General features: G+C 44.2%; 14 protein-coding genes. 9 read left to right on the top strand and 5 right to left on the bottom strand.

Features of this window, described 5'->3' with window-relative positions:
- The first annotated feature begins 58 nt into the window (after positions 1-58).
- Together fldA and QME03_RS06055 are read left to right on the top strand one after the other, a co-directional pair.
- Positions 59-553, top strand: coding sequence for a flavodoxin FldA (gene fldA / locus QME03_RS06060; RefSeq protein WP_025815229.1), 495 nt, complete (start codon positions 59-61; stop codon positions 551-553).
- Positions 554-646: 93 nt separating this feature from the next.
- Positions 647-1012, top strand: a complete 366-nt coding sequence (locus QME03_RS06055; protein WP_025815228.1) for a DUF2023 family protein — start codon at positions 647-649, stop codon at positions 1010-1012.
- A gap of 699 nt (positions 1013-1711) precedes the next feature.
- Here the strand turns inward: QME03_RS06055 and QME03_RS06050 are convergent.
- The 3 genes from QME03_RS06050 to rlmD form a co-directional block, all read right to left on the bottom strand.
- On the bottom strand, positions 1712-1879 hold the full coding sequence (locus QME03_RS06050; protein WP_170116107.1) for a hypothetical protein: 168 nt from the start codon (positions 1877-1879) through the stop codon (positions 1712-1714).
- A gap of 368 nt (positions 1880-2247) precedes the next feature.
- Positions 2248-3438, bottom strand: a complete 1191-nt coding sequence (locus QME03_RS06045) for a porin (protein WP_281723791.1) — start codon at positions 3436-3438, stop codon at positions 2248-2250.
- Between the two features lie 46 nt (positions 3439-3484).
- Positions 3485-4906: a 23S rRNA (uracil(1939)-C(5))-methyltransferase RlmD gene (rlmD, locus tag QME03_RS06040; protein WP_281723790.1), complete on the bottom strand. Its 1422-nt coding sequence runs from the start codon at positions 4904-4906 to the stop codon at positions 3485-3487.
- Positions 4907-5204: 298 nt separating this feature from the next.
- On the opposite strand from rlmD, the gene ppdK reads away from it, so the two are divergent.
- On the top strand, positions 5205-7925 hold the full coding sequence (gene ppdK / locus QME03_RS06035) for a pyruvate, phosphate dikinase (protein WP_025815226.1): 2721 nt from the start codon (positions 5205-5207) through the stop codon (positions 7923-7925).
- Between the two features lie 1497 nt (positions 7926-9422).
- Here ppdK and QME03_RS06030 read toward each other — a convergent pair.
- A complete protein-coding gene (locus tag QME03_RS06030; RefSeq protein ID WP_281723789.1) occupies positions 9423-9947 on the bottom strand; it encodes a HutD family protein in 525 nt (174 codons plus the stop codon).
- 304 nt (positions 9948-10251) lie between these two features.
- On the opposite strand from QME03_RS06030, the gene QME03_RS06025 reads away from it, so the two are divergent.
- From QME03_RS06025 to QME03_RS06000, 6 genes are all read left to right on the top strand, one after another.
- On the top strand, positions 10252-11409 hold the full coding sequence (locus tag QME03_RS06025; protein ID WP_281723788.1) for a purple acid phosphatase family protein: 1158 nt from the start codon (positions 10252-10254) through the stop codon (positions 11407-11409).
- A 320-nt stretch (positions 11410-11729) separates the two neighbouring features.
- Entirely contained in the window at positions 11730-12308 is a 579-nt protein-coding gene (locus QME03_RS06020) for an RNA polymerase sigma factor (RefSeq protein ID WP_025815224.1), read from the top strand.
- Between the two features lie 328 nt (positions 12309-12636).
- On the top strand, positions 12637-12816 hold the full coding sequence (locus tag QME03_RS06015) for a hypothetical protein (RefSeq protein ID WP_281723787.1): 180 nt from the start codon (positions 12637-12639) through the stop codon (positions 12814-12816).
- A 314-nt stretch (positions 12817-13130) separates the two neighbouring features.
- Entirely contained in the window at positions 13131-13976 is an 846-nt protein-coding gene (locus QME03_RS06010) for a hypothetical protein (protein WP_281723786.1), read from the top strand.
- An 11-nt stretch (positions 13977-13987) separates the two neighbouring features.
- Entirely contained in the window at positions 13988-14863 is an 876-nt protein-coding gene (locus tag QME03_RS06005; protein ID WP_281723785.1) for a DUF4249 family protein, read from the top strand.
- 3 nt (positions 14864-14866) lie between these two features.
- Positions 14867-17191, top strand: a complete 2325-nt coding sequence (locus QME03_RS06000) for a TonB-dependent receptor (protein WP_281723784.1) — start codon at positions 14867-14869, stop codon at positions 17189-17191.
- Between the two features lie 23 nt (positions 17192-17214).
- Here the strand turns inward: QME03_RS06000 and bcp are convergent, their stop codons facing one another.
- Complete coding sequence (gene bcp, locus QME03_RS05995) at positions 17215-17667, bottom strand: thioredoxin-dependent thiol peroxidase (RefSeq protein WP_025815220.1); 453 nt, start codon at positions 17665-17667, stop codon at positions 17215-17217.
- Positions 17668-17723: the final 56 nt, after the last annotated feature.

Raw genomic sequence — 17723 nt, 5'->3', positions numbered from 1 at the left:
TTGATTTGTAATTAACTTTGCAACCATAATCAACAATACAATCAAAACAAGAATTGAAATGAAAAAAACGGTGGTAGTATATGGTTCTTCAACAGGAACCTGCCAAAGCATTGCTGAAACAATAGCAAGCAAACTGGGTGTAGAAGCCCTAGACGTTACAAACTTCAACGCAGACGTTGTTGCAGAAAACGAAAACTTGCTCATCGGAACCTCTACTTGGGGCGCTGGCGAATTGCAAGACGACTGGTACGACGGTGTGAAAGTACTGAAAGAAGCTGACTTGGCTGGTAAAACAGTAGCCGTATTTGGTTGCGGTGACGCCGAATCTTACTCAGATACGTTCTGCGGAGCAATGGCCGAACTATACAATGCAGCAAAAGAAAGCGGCGCAAAGATGGTTGGCGAAGTGTCTACAGAAGACTATTCTTTCGACGATAGCGAAGCTGTTGTAGACGGGAAATTCGTAGGTCTGGCCCTCGATGATGTGAACGAAGACGACAAAACAGAAGGTCGCATCGACGCATGGCTAGAAGAAATAAAGCCTGCTTTGTAATTAAATATTGCAAAGAAACAATTTTGCACTGAGCAAACCCCGACAGTGGGGACTGCAACAAAGCCCCACTGTCATTAAAAAACCTAAAAGACTATGCCGCAGATAGAAATGTTTTCAGCCGATATGAAGGTGCTGATGAACCATATTTATGAGTATCAGAAAGGCGTGCGACAAATGGTTTTATACACCTTCAACAAAAAATACGAGCAGTTTGCCATAGCAAGGCTTGAACGACAAAACATCGATTACCTGATAATTCCCGTTGGAAAGGAAAACCTTAACCTGTTTTTCGGCAAAAAAGAATGCCTCAACGCCATCAGGATGATGATTAATCGCCCACTAAACGAGCTTAGCCCCGAAGAGGATTTTATCCTAGGAGCGATGCTTGGCTATGACATCTGCCGACAATGCGAACGCTATTGCGAACGCAAAGAGCGCACTTTTAAAGTGACTCAATAAGAGAATACACCTTTAGAATAAGCCAAATTAAATAAAGAATATAACGATAACTTTTAATCTTGTTCGCTAAATAAAATTCATAATGTTTTTGTATAATATGTGAAGGGGTGTCGGGAGACACCCCTTTTCGTTGTTTATTCTTATTTCTCCTTACCACATAGACACACGGAACGATGTAGGGAGACACTCCTTTTCGTTGTTTATTCTTACTGCCAACAAGTTTACCGCCTAAGAAAATAGCCATTTTGCTTGAAGAAAAGGAGCGCAAAGCACGAGAAAAGGGAACGCTAAACGCAAGTTGAACAAGCTTCACGAAAAAAAGAACCAGCGTTAAGCACCAGAAGAACAAACATCAAGCAGAAGAAAAAGGAGCATTGCGTTTGAAAATATAGAAACGTTATGTTTGAAAAATGAGGGAAACGACAGTAAAAAGGTCTCATGCAAACGCCTGAGAAATCCACATCGCACATACTATAAGTAGTAACGAAAAGACGCAATTACCCCCATACTTGCCATTTAACAAACAAATGACAAGGTAACCATTATATACGCAAGCGCCTAAATACGCAGTGGGCACATAACAAGATATGACATTAGAGGCCAATAGCTACCCAACCGTTGGTACGCAACAATTTGCTACACCACCAGAATGGAGCATACGACTCATCTAACTTGGCTGAATTCTACTTTTAAACAGGTCTATTCAACCGTATGTACCCAAAATGCAAAAGCCAAAACGGCTACAGCAATCAGGCTAAGCACTACAAACAGTACGCGTGCAATGATGCGACGACGTGCGGGCCAGCTAAGGTTTCTCTGCTTAAAGCGCTCTTCTGCACTTAATTCTCTATGACTTACACTGCTCATGATGAATGGTTTTAGTGAGGCTAGTTTTATAATTATGATTACGAGTGAACCTGTTGAGGAATAAACGAGTCCACAAGCTATTGAGTTAATTGGGATAACACGAATTTGGATTTGCAGGTATTATAGCTTTCAAATCTACCTGTTTGTCCTGTTACGTATTATCATTTTAAGTGTTTGTAAATTTACTAGTTTGGAAGTTTCCGCGTTTTTTTGTTCTTTTTGTTCTTTGTTTCTTTTGAAGTTTTATGTTTTAATTTGCAAGTTACCAGCAGATGCCACTGCATACCTACTGGTTGTCGAGAGTAACAGCGATTGTTTGAATAGCTGTTGGCGAACAACAGAATAGCGTTCGCCAACAGCCAATCGCGTTAGAAGCGCAATCCCACCTGGAAATCGATGAGATTATAGTTGGGTGTTTTCAGCGATTTGTCGTTCACTCGTGCATATTCGGCACTGAGTTTTAGCATTTTAGACAGTTCGCAATCCACGCCCACCTCATATAAAGTCTTAGCCGTTGCATTCGTTCCGTTGGGGCAATACTGGTCGAAACGGGCCTTTACGTGCATCGTTTTACCATAAATCTTTGCCACCGGAGCAATAGCTAACGCATAGAATCCATAAGCTTTGTCGCCTGCTGCGTAGTTAATATTCGCGTCTTGCAGGTCGAATTTCGTGTTATAAACGGTTTTAAATCCGTATCCTGTGCTTCGAATGTACTCACTTCTGAAGGTCCAGCCCTTCGAAACATACTCGCCACTCACAGCAAATCTCCGTTTTTCTACCGTTTGTTTTCCCTTCACCACTTGTGTATTGCCCGATCCGTCGAGTATTGGTGCATGTGTGTCGGGATCTACCAGTGTGTAATTACCCACGCGAGCATACGAACCTGTCCAGCCAAACACGCCCAAGCGCATTCCTTTGATGGGCATAACCCACAGTCCGCCAATAACATCCTTGCGTTGGTCGGCATCCTTTACGTTGATACCTTGTCCGTTGAACACTCCCACTTGGTAATGAAGCAGCGCCCTACCGTTAGCATTAGGGAAAAGGTCGCCTTGAAATTGCAAACCAATATCGCGTCCGTTGCTTGCAGCTTCACCCGTGCGGTCGCTAAAACCCGATAGTTTCAACACGCTTTGTCCAAACGACATAAATCCCTGATCGATGGGATGCAGAGGATTTTCGAATGTGAATGGCCTTTTGAATTGTCCCAGTTTCACGCGGAAGCCTTTAAATTTCTGCCATTCGGCAAACACGTCTACCACGCGTGGTGATGTACCAAGGGTTGCAGTATTGCCATTAAACTGGATTTGAGTTTTCCAATAGAAGTCGTTCAGCAGTCGTCCTTCGAGCGACACACGCGCCATTCTGATGTTAAACCCATTGCTTTCAGCTCCCTCTTGATTGGCCCATTGATATTGCGATATCAAGTATCCGCTCAGTTTGAGGTTACTAACCAGCGTTAGTTTTTTTTCTTCTGTCGGCGTTTCGCCGGTTTGTGCGTTAGCCTGCAGCGATGCAGCCGCCACAAGCAATGCAATAATTGCTTTCTGTTTCATGAGTATTTTGCTAATAGTTTTGTCTAGGAAAGTTATTGTCAATGGTTTAATATCGTCGTTCTAGCAGCACAACATTCTCCACATGTGGCGTATGCGGGAACATATCTACTGGTTGCACGGCTTTCACCTCATAATTATTGTCGAGCGCAATGAGGTCTCTAGCTTGGGTTGCAGGGTTACAACTCACATACACAATACGCTTAGGATTAGCCCGAACGATGGTTTCGAGCACGTCGGCATGCATTCCAGCGCGCGGTGGGTCGGTGATAATCACATCTGGTTGACCATTTTCGGCAATGAATTCATCGTTCAATATATCCTTCATATCGCCTGCATAGAAGGTTGTATTATCAATTCCGTTGAGTTCACTGTTTACCTTAGCATCTTCAATTGCTTCAGGAACATACTCCACGCCCACCACCTTCTTGGCTTTTCTAGCCACGAAATTGGCTATTGTTCCTGTTCCTGTATAGAGGTCGTACACAATTTCGTTACCATTTAGATTAGCAAACTGTCGTGCAACATCATATAGATGGTAAGCTTGTAGCGTGTTAGTTTGGTAAAAACTCTTCGGCCCTACCTTAAACTTCAGGTCTTCCATCACCTCAAATATATGGTCGTTGCCCTTAAATACCTGCACAGGCAAGTCGCCAAACGTGTCGTTACATTTCTGGTTATCCACCCAAAGCAGCGATGTTATCTGCGGAAACTGTTCGCCCAAGTGGCTCAAAAGCGCTTCGGCCGTTTGTTGGTCGCCTTCGCTTTCAAAGTGAAACTGCACCAGCACCATCCATTCTCCGGTGTCGCTATTGCGTATCATCACATCGCGCAGCAAGCCTACCTGTTGCCTTAAGTCGAAGAAAGTGATACCATTAGCCAGTGCATAGTCTCTTATTTCGTTTCTTATCCGATTTTGCAAATCGTCCATCAGCCAACATTTCTCAATGGGTAATATCTTATCGAATGCCCCAGTGATATGAAAACCGATAGCGTTCATGGTGTCGAAAGTTTCTCCCGAGGCCACTTGTTCTCGTGTTAGCCAGCGCTTATTAGAACATCCAAACTCCAACTTATTGCGATAATGCAGCGTTAGTTGCGAGCCCATGATGGGGTTAAACTCAGGAAGTTGCACATGCGATATGCGCGAAAGCTGGTCGAACACCTGCTGTTGTTTAGCTCGCAGTTGCTCTTCATAAGGCAAATTTTGCCATTTACATCCTCCGCACACGCCGAAATGTTGGCATACAGGCACAGCACGCGTCTCGCTATACTTTACAAAACGCACAACTTCGGCCTCACAATAACTATGTTTTTTCTTCCTTATCTTGAGGTCTACCACATCTCCTGGCACCACGAATGGAACGAAAACAACCATGTCGTTGACCCTCGCCAGCGCCTTTCCCTCGGCTGCCACGTCCGTTATCGTGACGTTTTCCAGTATTGGAAATTCCTTTCTCTTTCTTGCCATATTATAATATAAGGTGTAGCTTGCATGTTCAAGGTCACTTAACAAGAGCCCCCTGCCACTCTTTTTGCTACAAAAAGCACACTATTACAGCACTCTTCACCTGTTTATGCTTAAGCTACATCGCTGCAAAGTTACATAATTTTATAACAATAGCCCAAAAAAATATGCACCGTTTACGATATCAGTATATTTTGCTATGTACAAATTACAAAATCGCGCACAAAAATTTTGCAAATCGATAATTAATCCCTATATTTGCAAAAGGTAAAAACAAGATAACATTATACGTTCTAATTAAATGAGTGAGAAAAGAGTTTACACTTTCGGCAATGGCGTTGCCGAAGGTAAAGCAGGCATGAAAAATCTGCTTGGTGGTAAAGGAGCCAACTTGGCTGAAATGAATCTTATTGGCGTTCCTGTGCCTCCTGGGTTCACCATCACCACCGATGTTTGCAACGAATACTTCGAAAAAGGCAAAGAGAAGGTTGTTGCTTTGCTTAAAAATGAAGTGGAAAATGCTGTGCATCACATTGAAAACTTGATGAACTGCAAGTTTGGCGATGTACAAAACCCACTGCTTGTTTCGGTTCGTTCGGGCGCACGTGCATCAATGCCTGGCATGATGGACACCATTCTTAACTTGGGATTGAACGACGAAGTGGCCAAAGGATTGGCAGAAAAGTCGGGCAACGAACGCTTTGCTTACGACAGCTACCGCCGTTTCGTACAAATGTACGGCGACGTTGTGTTGGGAATGAAGCCCACAAACAAGGAAGATATCGACCCATTTGAAGAGATTATACAGCAGGTTAAGGCCGAACGTGGCATTAAGCTGGACAACGAAATGAGCGTTGACGAACTCAAAAAGCTCGTTGCACTGTTTAAAGAGGCCATCAAAAACCAAACGGGTAAAGACTTCCCCACCGACCCCATGGAACAACTTTGGGGTGCTGTTTGCGCAGTATTCGATAGTTGGATGAACGAACGTGCCATCCTCTACCGCAAGATGGAGGGCATTCCTGCTGAATGGGGTACGGCTGTTAACGTGCAGGCAATGGTGTTTGGTAACATGGGCAACACGTCGGCTACGGGTGTTTGCTTCAGCCGCGACGCCGCAACTGGCGAAAACATCTTCAATGGTGAGTACCTTGTTAACGCGCAAGGCGAAGATGTTGTGGCTGGTATTCGCACTCCGCAGCAGATTACAAAGGAGGGTTCGCTGCGCTGGGCTGCTCAACAGCTTATCGACGAGGATGTTCGCGCTAGCCAATATCCTTCTATGGAAGAGAATATGCCCGAGATTTTTGCCGAACTTAACGCTATTCAAGAGAAATTGGAACGCCACTATCACGATATGCAAGATATGGAGTTTACCGTTCAAGATGGCAAACTATGGTTCTTGCAAACACGTAATGGCAAGCGTACTGGTACCGCAATGGTGAAAATTGCCATGGACTTGCTGCGCGAAGGCGAAATTGACGAAAAAACGGCACTTCTACGCTGCGAACCTAACAAACTAGACGAGCTGCTTCACCCAGTATTTGATAAGGCTGCGCAAAAGCAAGCTAAGGTTCTTACACGTGGTTTGCCTGCTTCACCTGGTGCTGCTTGTGGCCAGGTGGTGTTCTTTGCCGACGATGCTGCTCGCTGGCACGAAGAGGGTAAGCAAGTTATTATGGTGCGTATCGAAACCTCACCCGAAGACCTTGCTGGTATGTCTGCTGCCGAAGGTATTCTTACGGCTCGCGGTGGTATGACCTCGCACGCTGCCGTTGTGGCTCGTGGTATGGGTAAATGCTGCGTTTCGGGTGCTGGTGCCATCAACATCAACTATAAACAACGCACACTTGAAATAGACGGCGTGCTCCTACGCGAGGGCGATTACATCTCGCTTAACGGTAGCACTGGCGAAGTTTACCTGGGCGAAGTTACCACTCAGCCCGCTAAAGTTACTGGCGACCTTGCCGAACTGATGGAACTTTGCAACAAATACACCAAGCTTGTGGTGCGCACCAATGCTGATACACCACACGATGCACAAGTTGCACACAACTTCGGTGCTGTGGGTATTGGTCTTTGCCGCACCGAACACATGTTCTTCGAGAGCGAGAAAATTAAAGCAATGCGCGAAATGATTTTGGCCGACACCAAAGAAGGACGCGAAAAGGCGCTTACCAAACTGTTGCCTTTCCAACGTCAAGACTTCTACGGTATACTTAAATCAATGGACGGGCACCCTGTTAACGTGCGCTTGCTCGACCCACCTTTGCACGAGTTTGTACCTCATGATTTGGAAGGACAACAAGCAATGGCTGCCGAAATGGGTATCTCGGTGCAAGAAATTCAACACCGTGTTAACTCGCTTAGCGAACACAACCCCATGCTGGGTCACCGCGGTTGTCGCCTTGGTAACACTTATCCCGAAATCACTGCAATGCAAACACGCGCCATCCTTGGTGCTGCCATTCAGCTAAAGAAGGAAGGTTTCGACCCACATCCCGAAATCATGGTTCCCCTTATCGGTGTTGTTCACGAGTTCGACCAACAAGAAAAGGTTATCCGCGACACCGCTAAACAACTCTTCGAGGAAGAAGGTGTGGAAATTAACTTCCATGTTGGTACTATGATCGAAGTGCCTCGTGCTGCGCTCGTGGCTGAAAACATCGCGAAGAAAGCCGAATACTTCAGCTTTGGTACGAACGACCTCACCCAGATGACTTTTGGTTATAGCCGCGACGACATCGCTAGCTTCTTGCCCGTTTACTTGGAAAAGAAGATTTTGAATGTCGATCCATTCCAAGTTCTCGACCAAAAGGGTGTTGGACAACTCATTGACATGGGTGTTAAGAAGGGCCGCTCCACTCGCCCCAACCTCGTTTGTGGTATCTGCGGTGAGCATGGTGGCGAACCCGAATCGGTTAAGTTCTGCCATCGTGTAGGCCTCAACTACGTTAGCTGCTCGCCTTTCCGCGTGCCTATCGCTCGCTTGGCTGCTGCTCAAGCTGCTGTTGAAGAATAATCACTTGTGCGCTAAGGAGGTGACGACCACTGCTTTTGCAGTTGTTTTACTTAAGGCTTTTAAGTCTATGCCTTCCCTTCCCCGCTGCACTAACTCATAACAACGCAACAGGCATCCCTCTTTCTGGGGATGCCTGTTTGTTTTTTAGTCTACGATTTGGCACTATGGACTTGGCTCTCCTCGGCTTCTCTTGGTTTAGATGCAGGGATGCATACTGTTTAAGCCCAATTGGTGATCTGCCTGCTTATCATTTGCTTTAGATTGTTATCTTTGTTTCTTCTCCCTCTTTGGTTAGTTTGTCGGCTTCTTGCCTGTCTTATTCTTTTGGCCTAAACCACTACGCCCTCGCAGATAACACGCGCAATGTGCTCAACAATGCACAATATCTAATCGTCTCTCACCACAGATTGGGATGTTATGTGCATGAAGTAAACCAACACTAAGTTCTATCACACGTTAACCGCTACTCTACCAGGGGGATTGCGCAAATCATACTAGGTATTCAACCATCAATCCAGCTCCCTACTGCACAAATACCCTGTCTAATGTTGCACCATAGGGCTATGTTTAATGCTTACATTATACCCTAGCTTTTCGCTTACAAGTATGCCTTCTATCCTTTTTTGTTAATTTTAGTATTATTATTTTACAAAACTTACTTTCAAAATCAATCCATTCTAGCGTAAATACATGTCATACAACATGCTTTTAGCACCTTTTTTAGTCCTTCAGCTTTTTATTTTACACCATTTTTCAGCCTTATTGCTGCAATATGCACCTTTTTGCACTTCTATTTCGTGCCGTGCGAGCAATTTTTCACCGTCTGGAAAATGGTTTTTAGTGGATAAAATGTCACATTAATTAGCCGTTTTCACACCAAACTGATGTAATTCTCATCTTGTTTGTAAGATTTTTGGCAGCTCAAAAATCAGCGTTTTGCATCATTTCACCTTGCGTTTTGCATCATTTCACCTTGCGTTTTGCACCATTTCACCTTGCGTTTAGCAGCAAAACGCACTGCATTTAGCAGCAAAACGCACTGCGTTTAGCTGCATATTACAAGGCGTTTTGGTGCTAAATGCAGTGCTTTTTCCTATAAAAAGCTTATTTTCTCGCACAAATTTCGGTTTTCGCAACAAAACATGTTGACATCTACATTCACTTGTCCTTATCTGTTGTGCATCCAAACAAACCTCCGCGAGAATCGAAAATTTGCGCCCGAGTGAACTTTCGTGCGCAAAGAAGGCACTCATAATGTTAAATTTTATACTTTTTATTTTACAATCAAAATTAGAAATACAACTTAACTAACTCCCAAAAGCAAGGATAAGCTACAGAAGCGTTTGCAATCATACTGCACAAGAAACAGGTTTTACAATTGCGTTTAAACCTCAATTCCTAGAATGCTCCTTGCCTATAACGTTTTATTTCTTCTAAACGCAAGAAACAAATCTGCCTACGTAGACACGCTTAAGGCTTTTTGCCCAACATATAGGCTCAAAAATCGTGTTCAAGACATAGCACGTGCCCCACAATGTGCACATCGCCACTCACCCAAGCCGCGTCGTACTGCCTTAGGGGCGTATCATTAATCATGGTTTCGCCACCTATGCCAAACACCAGCATGCGCTCAACGCTTGTTAAATGCTGCTCGCCTTGTGCTACATGTGCGCGCACACGCGTACCTTTTTTACAGATAACGTTTAAATCTATCGCCCCCGAAGAGTTCACCGACGTAACTTTTGAAGCTCCATCAAACTGAAATAGGTGCTCGTTGTCTAAAGTCACCGTGTGTCCATCCACATTTAGCGTGATGTTACCTTCCAAACAAAGAATGTAACGCGTAAAGCCAGTAAAGTCTGAAAACGTGCTTTCTGTTACATTAATAACAGCCGACGAAACCCGCACATCAAAATTGCGGTCGGCCAGACAGCATCCTTCGGCAGGCAAAATGCACACTTCGCGCGTTAGTCCTCCTGTCCAAACGCTGCTCTTATAGTTTTCTTGGCGTAAAATTTCCATCGTTAGATTGTTTAAGAATTTGCATCCAAAGGTAGTAATTATTTCATGAAATAACACTTAATGCCCATTCATCATTGAAGCAAACATCAAAGTTACTAACCAAAAACAATAGTTAACATCAAAAAAATAGCTAAAATCTAAGTACCACATGCACCTTTCTACGTATTACTATCAATACAGCGTTGCGCAAAAATGCGCAAAACCATCATTGGGCATACGCTTTTTGGCCACCTGCAGCACTGTTTTGCACCGCCCGAGCAGCAAAAAAGGGCGATCCCTAACTCGTAAAACCAAATCATTGAAGATGAAACGACTGATATTCTTAGCCATGCTTTTGCCATTGCTCAGCGCAAAAGCTATCAAAGTAACTCACGGCCCCTACATTTGCGACATGGACAGTACGGGCTTAACCATTGTTTGGGTGACCGATAAACCCGGAAGAGCCTGGGTTGAAATTGCCGACGACACTATGGGTCATTTCTATGGCAAGGAGCGACCTCGCTATTATGCCACCCTACACGGCCGACGTCTACTTACAGACAGCGTGCACTGCGTGCGCATCGACGGACTAAAACCCGACACGCATTACCGTTATCGCATTTTTACCGAACCTGTTGAAAAGTGGAAATACGATGATTGGATTACCTATGGCAAAATCACAGCCACCGATGTGTGGCGCGGTAAACCCCACGAGTTTCGCACTTTCCCTGTTCAACCACGCGATTTCACGTTCTTGGTGCTCAACGACATTCACGAGCGGGCCGACTTTATGAAAGACCTTTGCAAGAATGTTGACTTTAACAAGGTTGATTTTGTGCTGCTCAATGGCGACATGTCTAGTCGCATCAACTCGCAAGACCACCTATTTCAGTCTTATATCGACTCTTGCGTAAGCATGTTTGCCACACGTGTGCCCATTCTTTTCAACCGTGGAAACCACGAATTGCGCGGTCCATTTGCCGACAATCTTTACCGCTATTTTCCCACACGCACAGGCAAATACTATCGTTTGCAACATGTTTGTGGCGTGGATTTCCTCTTCATCGACTCGGGCGAAGACAAGCCCGATAGCGATATCGAATACAGCGGAATAACAGAATACGACGCCTATCGCGAAGAACAAGCCAAATGGTTGCGCGAAATGCAAGCCAACAAAACACTGGGACGCTATCCCGTGGTGGCCTTCTCGCATATGCCCCCTACACTCGAAGACTGGCACGGACCCTATCACATGCAGAAAACCATCGTCCCCGAACTCAATAAAATGAATGTAAAGGTGATGCTATCGGGACACTTGCACCGCTATGGATACGAAAAACCAGGCGAAATTATCAACTTTCCCAACCTGGTAAACAGCAACAACACCTATTTGCTTTGCCAAGTAAAAGGTGGAAAAATGGAAGTAGACTATGTGGGACTTAACAGTAAAGAGAAAAAACACTTTACCTTCCCACTGAAATAAATGTCACTTCAGATGGATGTGTTTTAGGTCTAATCGCAATTGGCTTTGTCTGCCTCGTTAAGAATTGCGAAGCAACAGCCCACAACAGACCGACAAAACAAACTGCGACAGACCTAAAACACACCACAAAACTATGCAACAAGGTCAATGCAAGCCTCAAACAAAGGCTTTAGGCTATGCAGCACACAACCTAAAAACCATCAAGAAGGCCCTCTCGATAAATGAGGAAGGCATCTTCTCAATGTACATAAATTTGGTCTTTTCGACATGTTTTTGTATATTTGCAACCTAATCCAATTGCCACTAATGTACCATCTCCTATGAAGGAGGATCACAACCAATATGTAACGGCATTGAAAGAAGGTTCGCGCGAAGCCTTTACCATGCTCTACAACCTGTACGCAGACAGGTTGTATAGCTTTGCTTTGGTGCAAACCAAAAACAAACAAATGGCCGAAGACGTGGTGCAAGACACATTTCTAAAACTATGGAACAACCGTTCTAACCTCAATTGTTATGGCAATGTGCAAGCCTTGGTGTTCACCATGGCACGCAATCTCATCATCGATGCCTTTCGCCGACAAACAGCTAACGTAGATATCGAAAGCTATTTGCAACAACACGAAGCTATATCCAACGCAACATCACCCGAAGATAGCCTTTATTTTAACGAGACTAAAGTACACATACAACAAGCTAAAGCACTGCTAAGCAGCAAGGAATGCAAAATTTACGAAATGAGTCGCGAACAAAATATGCCCATCAAAGAAATTGCTGAGACACTTAACCTATCGCCCCAAACCGTGAAAAACTATCTCACCTCTACGCTTAAAATGTTTAGAAGTCAGCTGCGTCGCAAACAACTGCTATGGCTGCTCTCCTTGTTTCCCATATTTTAAGGGTGAAGGCAAGCGAACTAATGAATAAAAAAAGAAATATAAAAACAAAAATAGCATTTTAATTGTATATATAAGATATTTTTCTTAAGTTTGCAAAATCGTACTAGTAAACAACAAATTATGAGTGAACGCCATACAAAATATGACGTATTTACTTTGCCATTACAATGCAAGAGCAAATAATTGTTAACCCCAAAAGTCCGACTAGCACTGCAAATAAGGCCAAGCTCTCACCATATTGACTAGCATCGTTTCCTATTGAACGTTATAAAACTTTCATCGGATAATGAAACTATTACCAAAATCAACCAATAACTAAAATACAACGATGAAAACAAGATTTACTACAATTGTTGGGCTACTTATTCTAGTCGGTTCAGCATGCCAACAAGACAGTTTCCTTGATGGCTATCAAGAGCAGGAGAATGATAATACTGCTTTTAACCATTATGTACCTAATCTAAATATCAATTTAGAAACTGCAAAATACACGGCAGACCTCTTATAACATTCACCTGTTAAAAATGGAACCTGTTATCGTAGACTATTCTAAGGAAGAAACAGAACCTTCACTTGGTAACTACGAAGAAGTACTTCACATTAACGCTGCAAGATCTATGGGTATCCGAGAATACGATAGGACATATAATGTTTATGATAATAACTCTCGCTACCTACTGATGAATTGGGGATGGAACGGGAATAGTAACAGCCTAGAATTTTCCCCCAATGCGGAGATTTGGTCGGCAGGTGGACACAATTACCGTTACAACAAAAGAATATATCATCATATAAGACCAATTAACAAATAAATAATAAGTAATGATGAGAACAAAATACATTAGTCTAGTGCTGCTCGTACTTTCTTTTCTTGCCTGCACTCCTAAGGATGAGAAAGAGTTAATCGGAGGGGGGACTCATTATCTCCTCACCGCTAGGGAATGTAACTACGCATGGGCTTTCAATGCTTACATTAAACAAATACCGCATCAAGGGTTTGTCCAAACAAAAATAAGTTCGCTAAAAAAAGACACAACATTAAAAGCAAGCGATTTTATACTAGGATTTACCACTTGCAATGTAGACTTTAAAGACATAAAGAAGCAGCCAGATTGGGAAGGTTACCAAGAAGCGTACAAAAAGTACGGTGAAAGCCTATTGATAGACTTTCCACCTTTCATAGTGCTTTCCACTAAGCCAGACAAAATGGCCGATAAAGAAGACCCTGTTATAGAAACGCGATTAAAGCAACAGCTTGAGAATCGTTATACAAGAGCCGTTTATGATATGCCTGCAGCACACCTAGTGTATGTGGATTACAGACTTACGTGGCTCAAAGACATTAAGATCACGTCTTCGGCAGAGATAGCAGGACGAGCTCCTGGACAATCATTAACCGACCTCTTTGTTGTTGAAGATTACTTCCGACACCACGCTTTCATCGTGACTTCCAACAAAAACGTGATTACAGACTATAAAAAGATTGTTGGAATAAGCCTTTCTCAATACCTGTCTTATAAGCCCATGGCACCCGCAGAGATATACCTGCGATTTAAAGATAACGTTAGTGTGCCTGCACCCGTAACCGCACAATTCACAATTGAGCTGGTAACGGGCGAAGACAAATCGATTAAAACCACAGCTGCCGCTGTGAAACTGGCACCCTAATATCCAATGATATGAAAAAGAACTGCCTCGAAACATGGCTAATAGTGCTAACGTTGGTTGGTTTGCTCACCGCTTGCGTAGAAGAGATTAACACGCCAATCATGGGTCAGCGCCAAATTGTGGTAAACTGCTTGCTCACGCTCGACAAAGTGCAAAAGCTGACGCTAACCTACACCAACGAACTAAACAATACGGCATACGAGGAAGTTCCCGAAGCCATCGTTACCTTGTATGAATTCAACCAATTAGTGGGCGAATTTCACAAGGTGGCGTATGGCGAATGGCAATTGGCTTTTAAGCCTGTGAGAGGCGGAAGGTACACGCTAAAAATACAAACACCAAACCACCCCGACCTCACCGCTACCACCACCTTTCCCGAACATCTGCCCATCCATAGGTTAAGAAAAGAGGATAAGGAGAGAAAGCGTGCATTCCAAATAAAGAAAAACACTGAAACGTTTTGGGCATGCGCCTTCTTCAAAGACCAAGACACCATTATGCGCCCCGTGGTGATACGCCCCAATTATAAAATGATAGAAGACATCGGCACCGACTATCCACGAACCGACCAATTTAACATGCAGGCAACGGAGGCCAACAAAGTGAAGCTTCATCACCATTATATTCGAATGCTTCCAACAGCCACACCCACCACCTTCACCCTCTATCCGCTTTACAGCAGCGTTGTCTCGTTTATCGCCGTTTCTGAAGAGTACGACCGTTACCTTAAAAGTAGTCTGTTGAAGATGCAAGCTTACGAATCGTTTCAAGACCCTACACAATGGCTTGAAGAAAACGCCATCTACTCGAACATCGAAAACGGGGTGGGCATTTTCGGCGCTTACGAAGAGACTTTGTTGAACTGCAACAATTCCTTACCCGAATAACAGATGAGAAACATTGCCCTCTTCATCGTCGTTTTTTGTGTGCACGCTTGCCTTTTTGCACAAAACAAGACTGCTACATACATGGTTAGGGACAGCCTCACCCAAGTCGCCGTGCGCAGCTGCCGTGTAATGTTTGACAACAAAACCACCGAACACACAACCGTTACCGATGGCACTGGTTGCTTTAACTCACCTGTGGGGGCAACAATTGTCACCATCTCGCACGTGGCTTACGAGCCAAAACAAGTAGATCTTCGTAAGCTGAACGGCAACACCATATATATAGTACCCAAAAACGTTGCTTTAAAAGAAGCCACCATCACATCAACTACCTCCAACAACCATGGTAGCGAGTTTAGTTACAATGCTCGCCAGGCCGCTTCAACCATCTCTATCATTGGCGAACCCGATGTAATAAGGCATACTTTGAGTTTACCTGGCACTTCGTTTGGCATGGAAGGCACGCTGGGCATCTTTGTGAGGGGTGGCGACACCAGTGGCAACGGACTTCATTTCGATGGTGTTCCGCTTTACATCACCTCGCACCTACTGGGACTTTTCTCGGTTATTCCACCCGAAATGGCCGACAAAGCCGACTTCTACAAAGGGGGATTACCAGCCACGAGTGGCAGCTATTCGTCGGCTTTAATAAGCGTTTCGCCCCAAAACAACTATGGCACGCCGAGCACCGGTAAGGCTTATATATCGCCTTACCTTTGCGGATTGCACGCCAGCTTGCCGTTGATTAATGATAAAATGTCGGTAAGACTCTCTGCACGTACCACCATCCTGCCCTATATCCTGAACTGGATGAATAAGACCAACGACAAACTGCGCGTCGACCTTTACGACCTTTGCGTAAAACTAGACTATAAGCCCAATCTCCGAAACACCTTTTCGGCATTTTATTTCCACACAAACGACCTTTACGAATACACCCAATACCAAGAGACACGAAACAATCAAGCCTGGAAAGCCACTGCCACCAAGCTACAATGGGACACTAAGTTGAGCGAACAAACCAGCTTTAATTTCTTGGCTTACCACACTTCTGCGTTTTCCATTCAAGAGACTGATTACTTCGCCCCTAACAGTAGCGACACCCGTTCGCATGTTGCTATCGCCTCTAAACTAAAAGAATGGGCATTAAGAGCTATGCTAACCCACACTTGGGGGCAAAATGTGGCCATGCGTGCAGGCCTTTCTTTTCAAAACCAAAGGTTTACCAATGGCACGCAACGAAGCATAACGAGCGAGCGAAGCATAAACAACGTGCAGACTAATCCTAGCACACGTGGGGCTGTATTTGCAGAAACCGACCTAAAATTTGCCAAACGAGCCGACCTGAAACTAGGACTAAGAGGGAACGTTAGCTTTCACGAGGAGCAACTGCCAGTGAATATCGACCTCCATGCGCTTAGCCATTGGTACTTCAAGCCTTGGCTGGGTGTAGAGTTGGCATACGATAGGCTAAACCAATTTCACCATATTTTAGAAGGATTACCCACTGGCTGGCCACTCAACATTAGAGTGCCAAGCAACAAATACTTCCCCAACGAGCAAACAAACCAATTTTACGCAGGCACCTTTATCAAAAAAACATGGACTGAAGACAGAAAAATAAATGCCACAATTGGAGCATATTATAGAAAGATGGATAACCTGCTCTCCTATACTAACCCTATCAATGCCTTTGGGTTGAACACTTCTACTTGGGAAGAAGAGGCTACGAGTGGCACAGGTCGCTCATTTGGACTTGAAGCAAGTTCGGCAATCATCCTGCCAACCTTTACTGCTTCATTGGCCTACACGCTCTCTAAAACCACCCGTACCTATCCTTCTATCAACTATGGCAGAACCTTTCCCTATAAGTTTGATAGGCGGCACATTCTTAACTGTCAACTACAATATGCCTTTGTGAGGCGAGTAACACGCAAAGGAACAGCCGAACACAACGTGGCTTGCAACATAGCGTTTGCTTCAGGCAATCGCCTCACGCTTCCCATCGGCACTTACCAAGGTATCGCACCGCCCCACTGGAAAAATCTTTCAACAGGTTACATTCATCCCGACGAATATTATCGCCACATCTACGATAGACAACAGATGTCGGATATTAACGCCATCTCTATCAAAAACTATTTCCGAACAGACCTCGCCTATAACTATATCTCCAAGCGGAGAAAGCACACACGAGAACTATCCCTATCTGTGTTCAACGTGTTTAACAGGCACAACCCCTACGCTCTCTTCCACGAAGACACCCAATGGAAACAAGTTAGCATCGTACCCATTATGCCTATGATAAGGTGGAGCATAAGTTGGTGAAAGCATGTGCGCATTTACAGGTCTCACTCACCCAATATCTGCTGTGCGTGTTCCTTCACTTTAATTTCTTTGGGCTGCATAATGCGCGTAATAACACCCTCTTCGTTGATAATAAACGTGGTGCGGAAGGTGCCAAAATACTTGCGTCCGTACATGCTTTTCTCGCCCCAAACACCAAATTGTTGCACCAAGGTCTGGTCTACATCGGCAATAAGGGGGAAAGGCAAATTGTTTTTCTCGATAAACTTTTTATGCGATTTCTCGTCGTTTATGCTCACACCCACCACTTCGTAGCCTTGTTTCTTCAGCTCTTCGTAGTTATCTCTGAGGTTGCAAGCTTGTGTTGTGCAGCCCGAAGTGAGGTCCTTGGGGTAGAAATACAACACTAGTTTTTTGCCTTTAAATTGACTTAGGCGCACTTCATTACCATTTTCGTCGTGCCCCAACACCTCGGGGGCTTTACTTCCTATTTCCATCATTAATCAAAATACTTTATTATGTTTGTTTGATACAAAGGTAAACATTAATTTCC

The organism is Hoylesella shahii, assembly GCF_937990675.1.
GTDB classification, from domain to species: Bacteria; Bacteroidota; Bacteroidia; order Bacteroidales; family Bacteroidaceae; genus Prevotella; species Prevotella shahii.
This window is presented reverse-complemented; position numbering and strand designations above follow the sequence as displayed.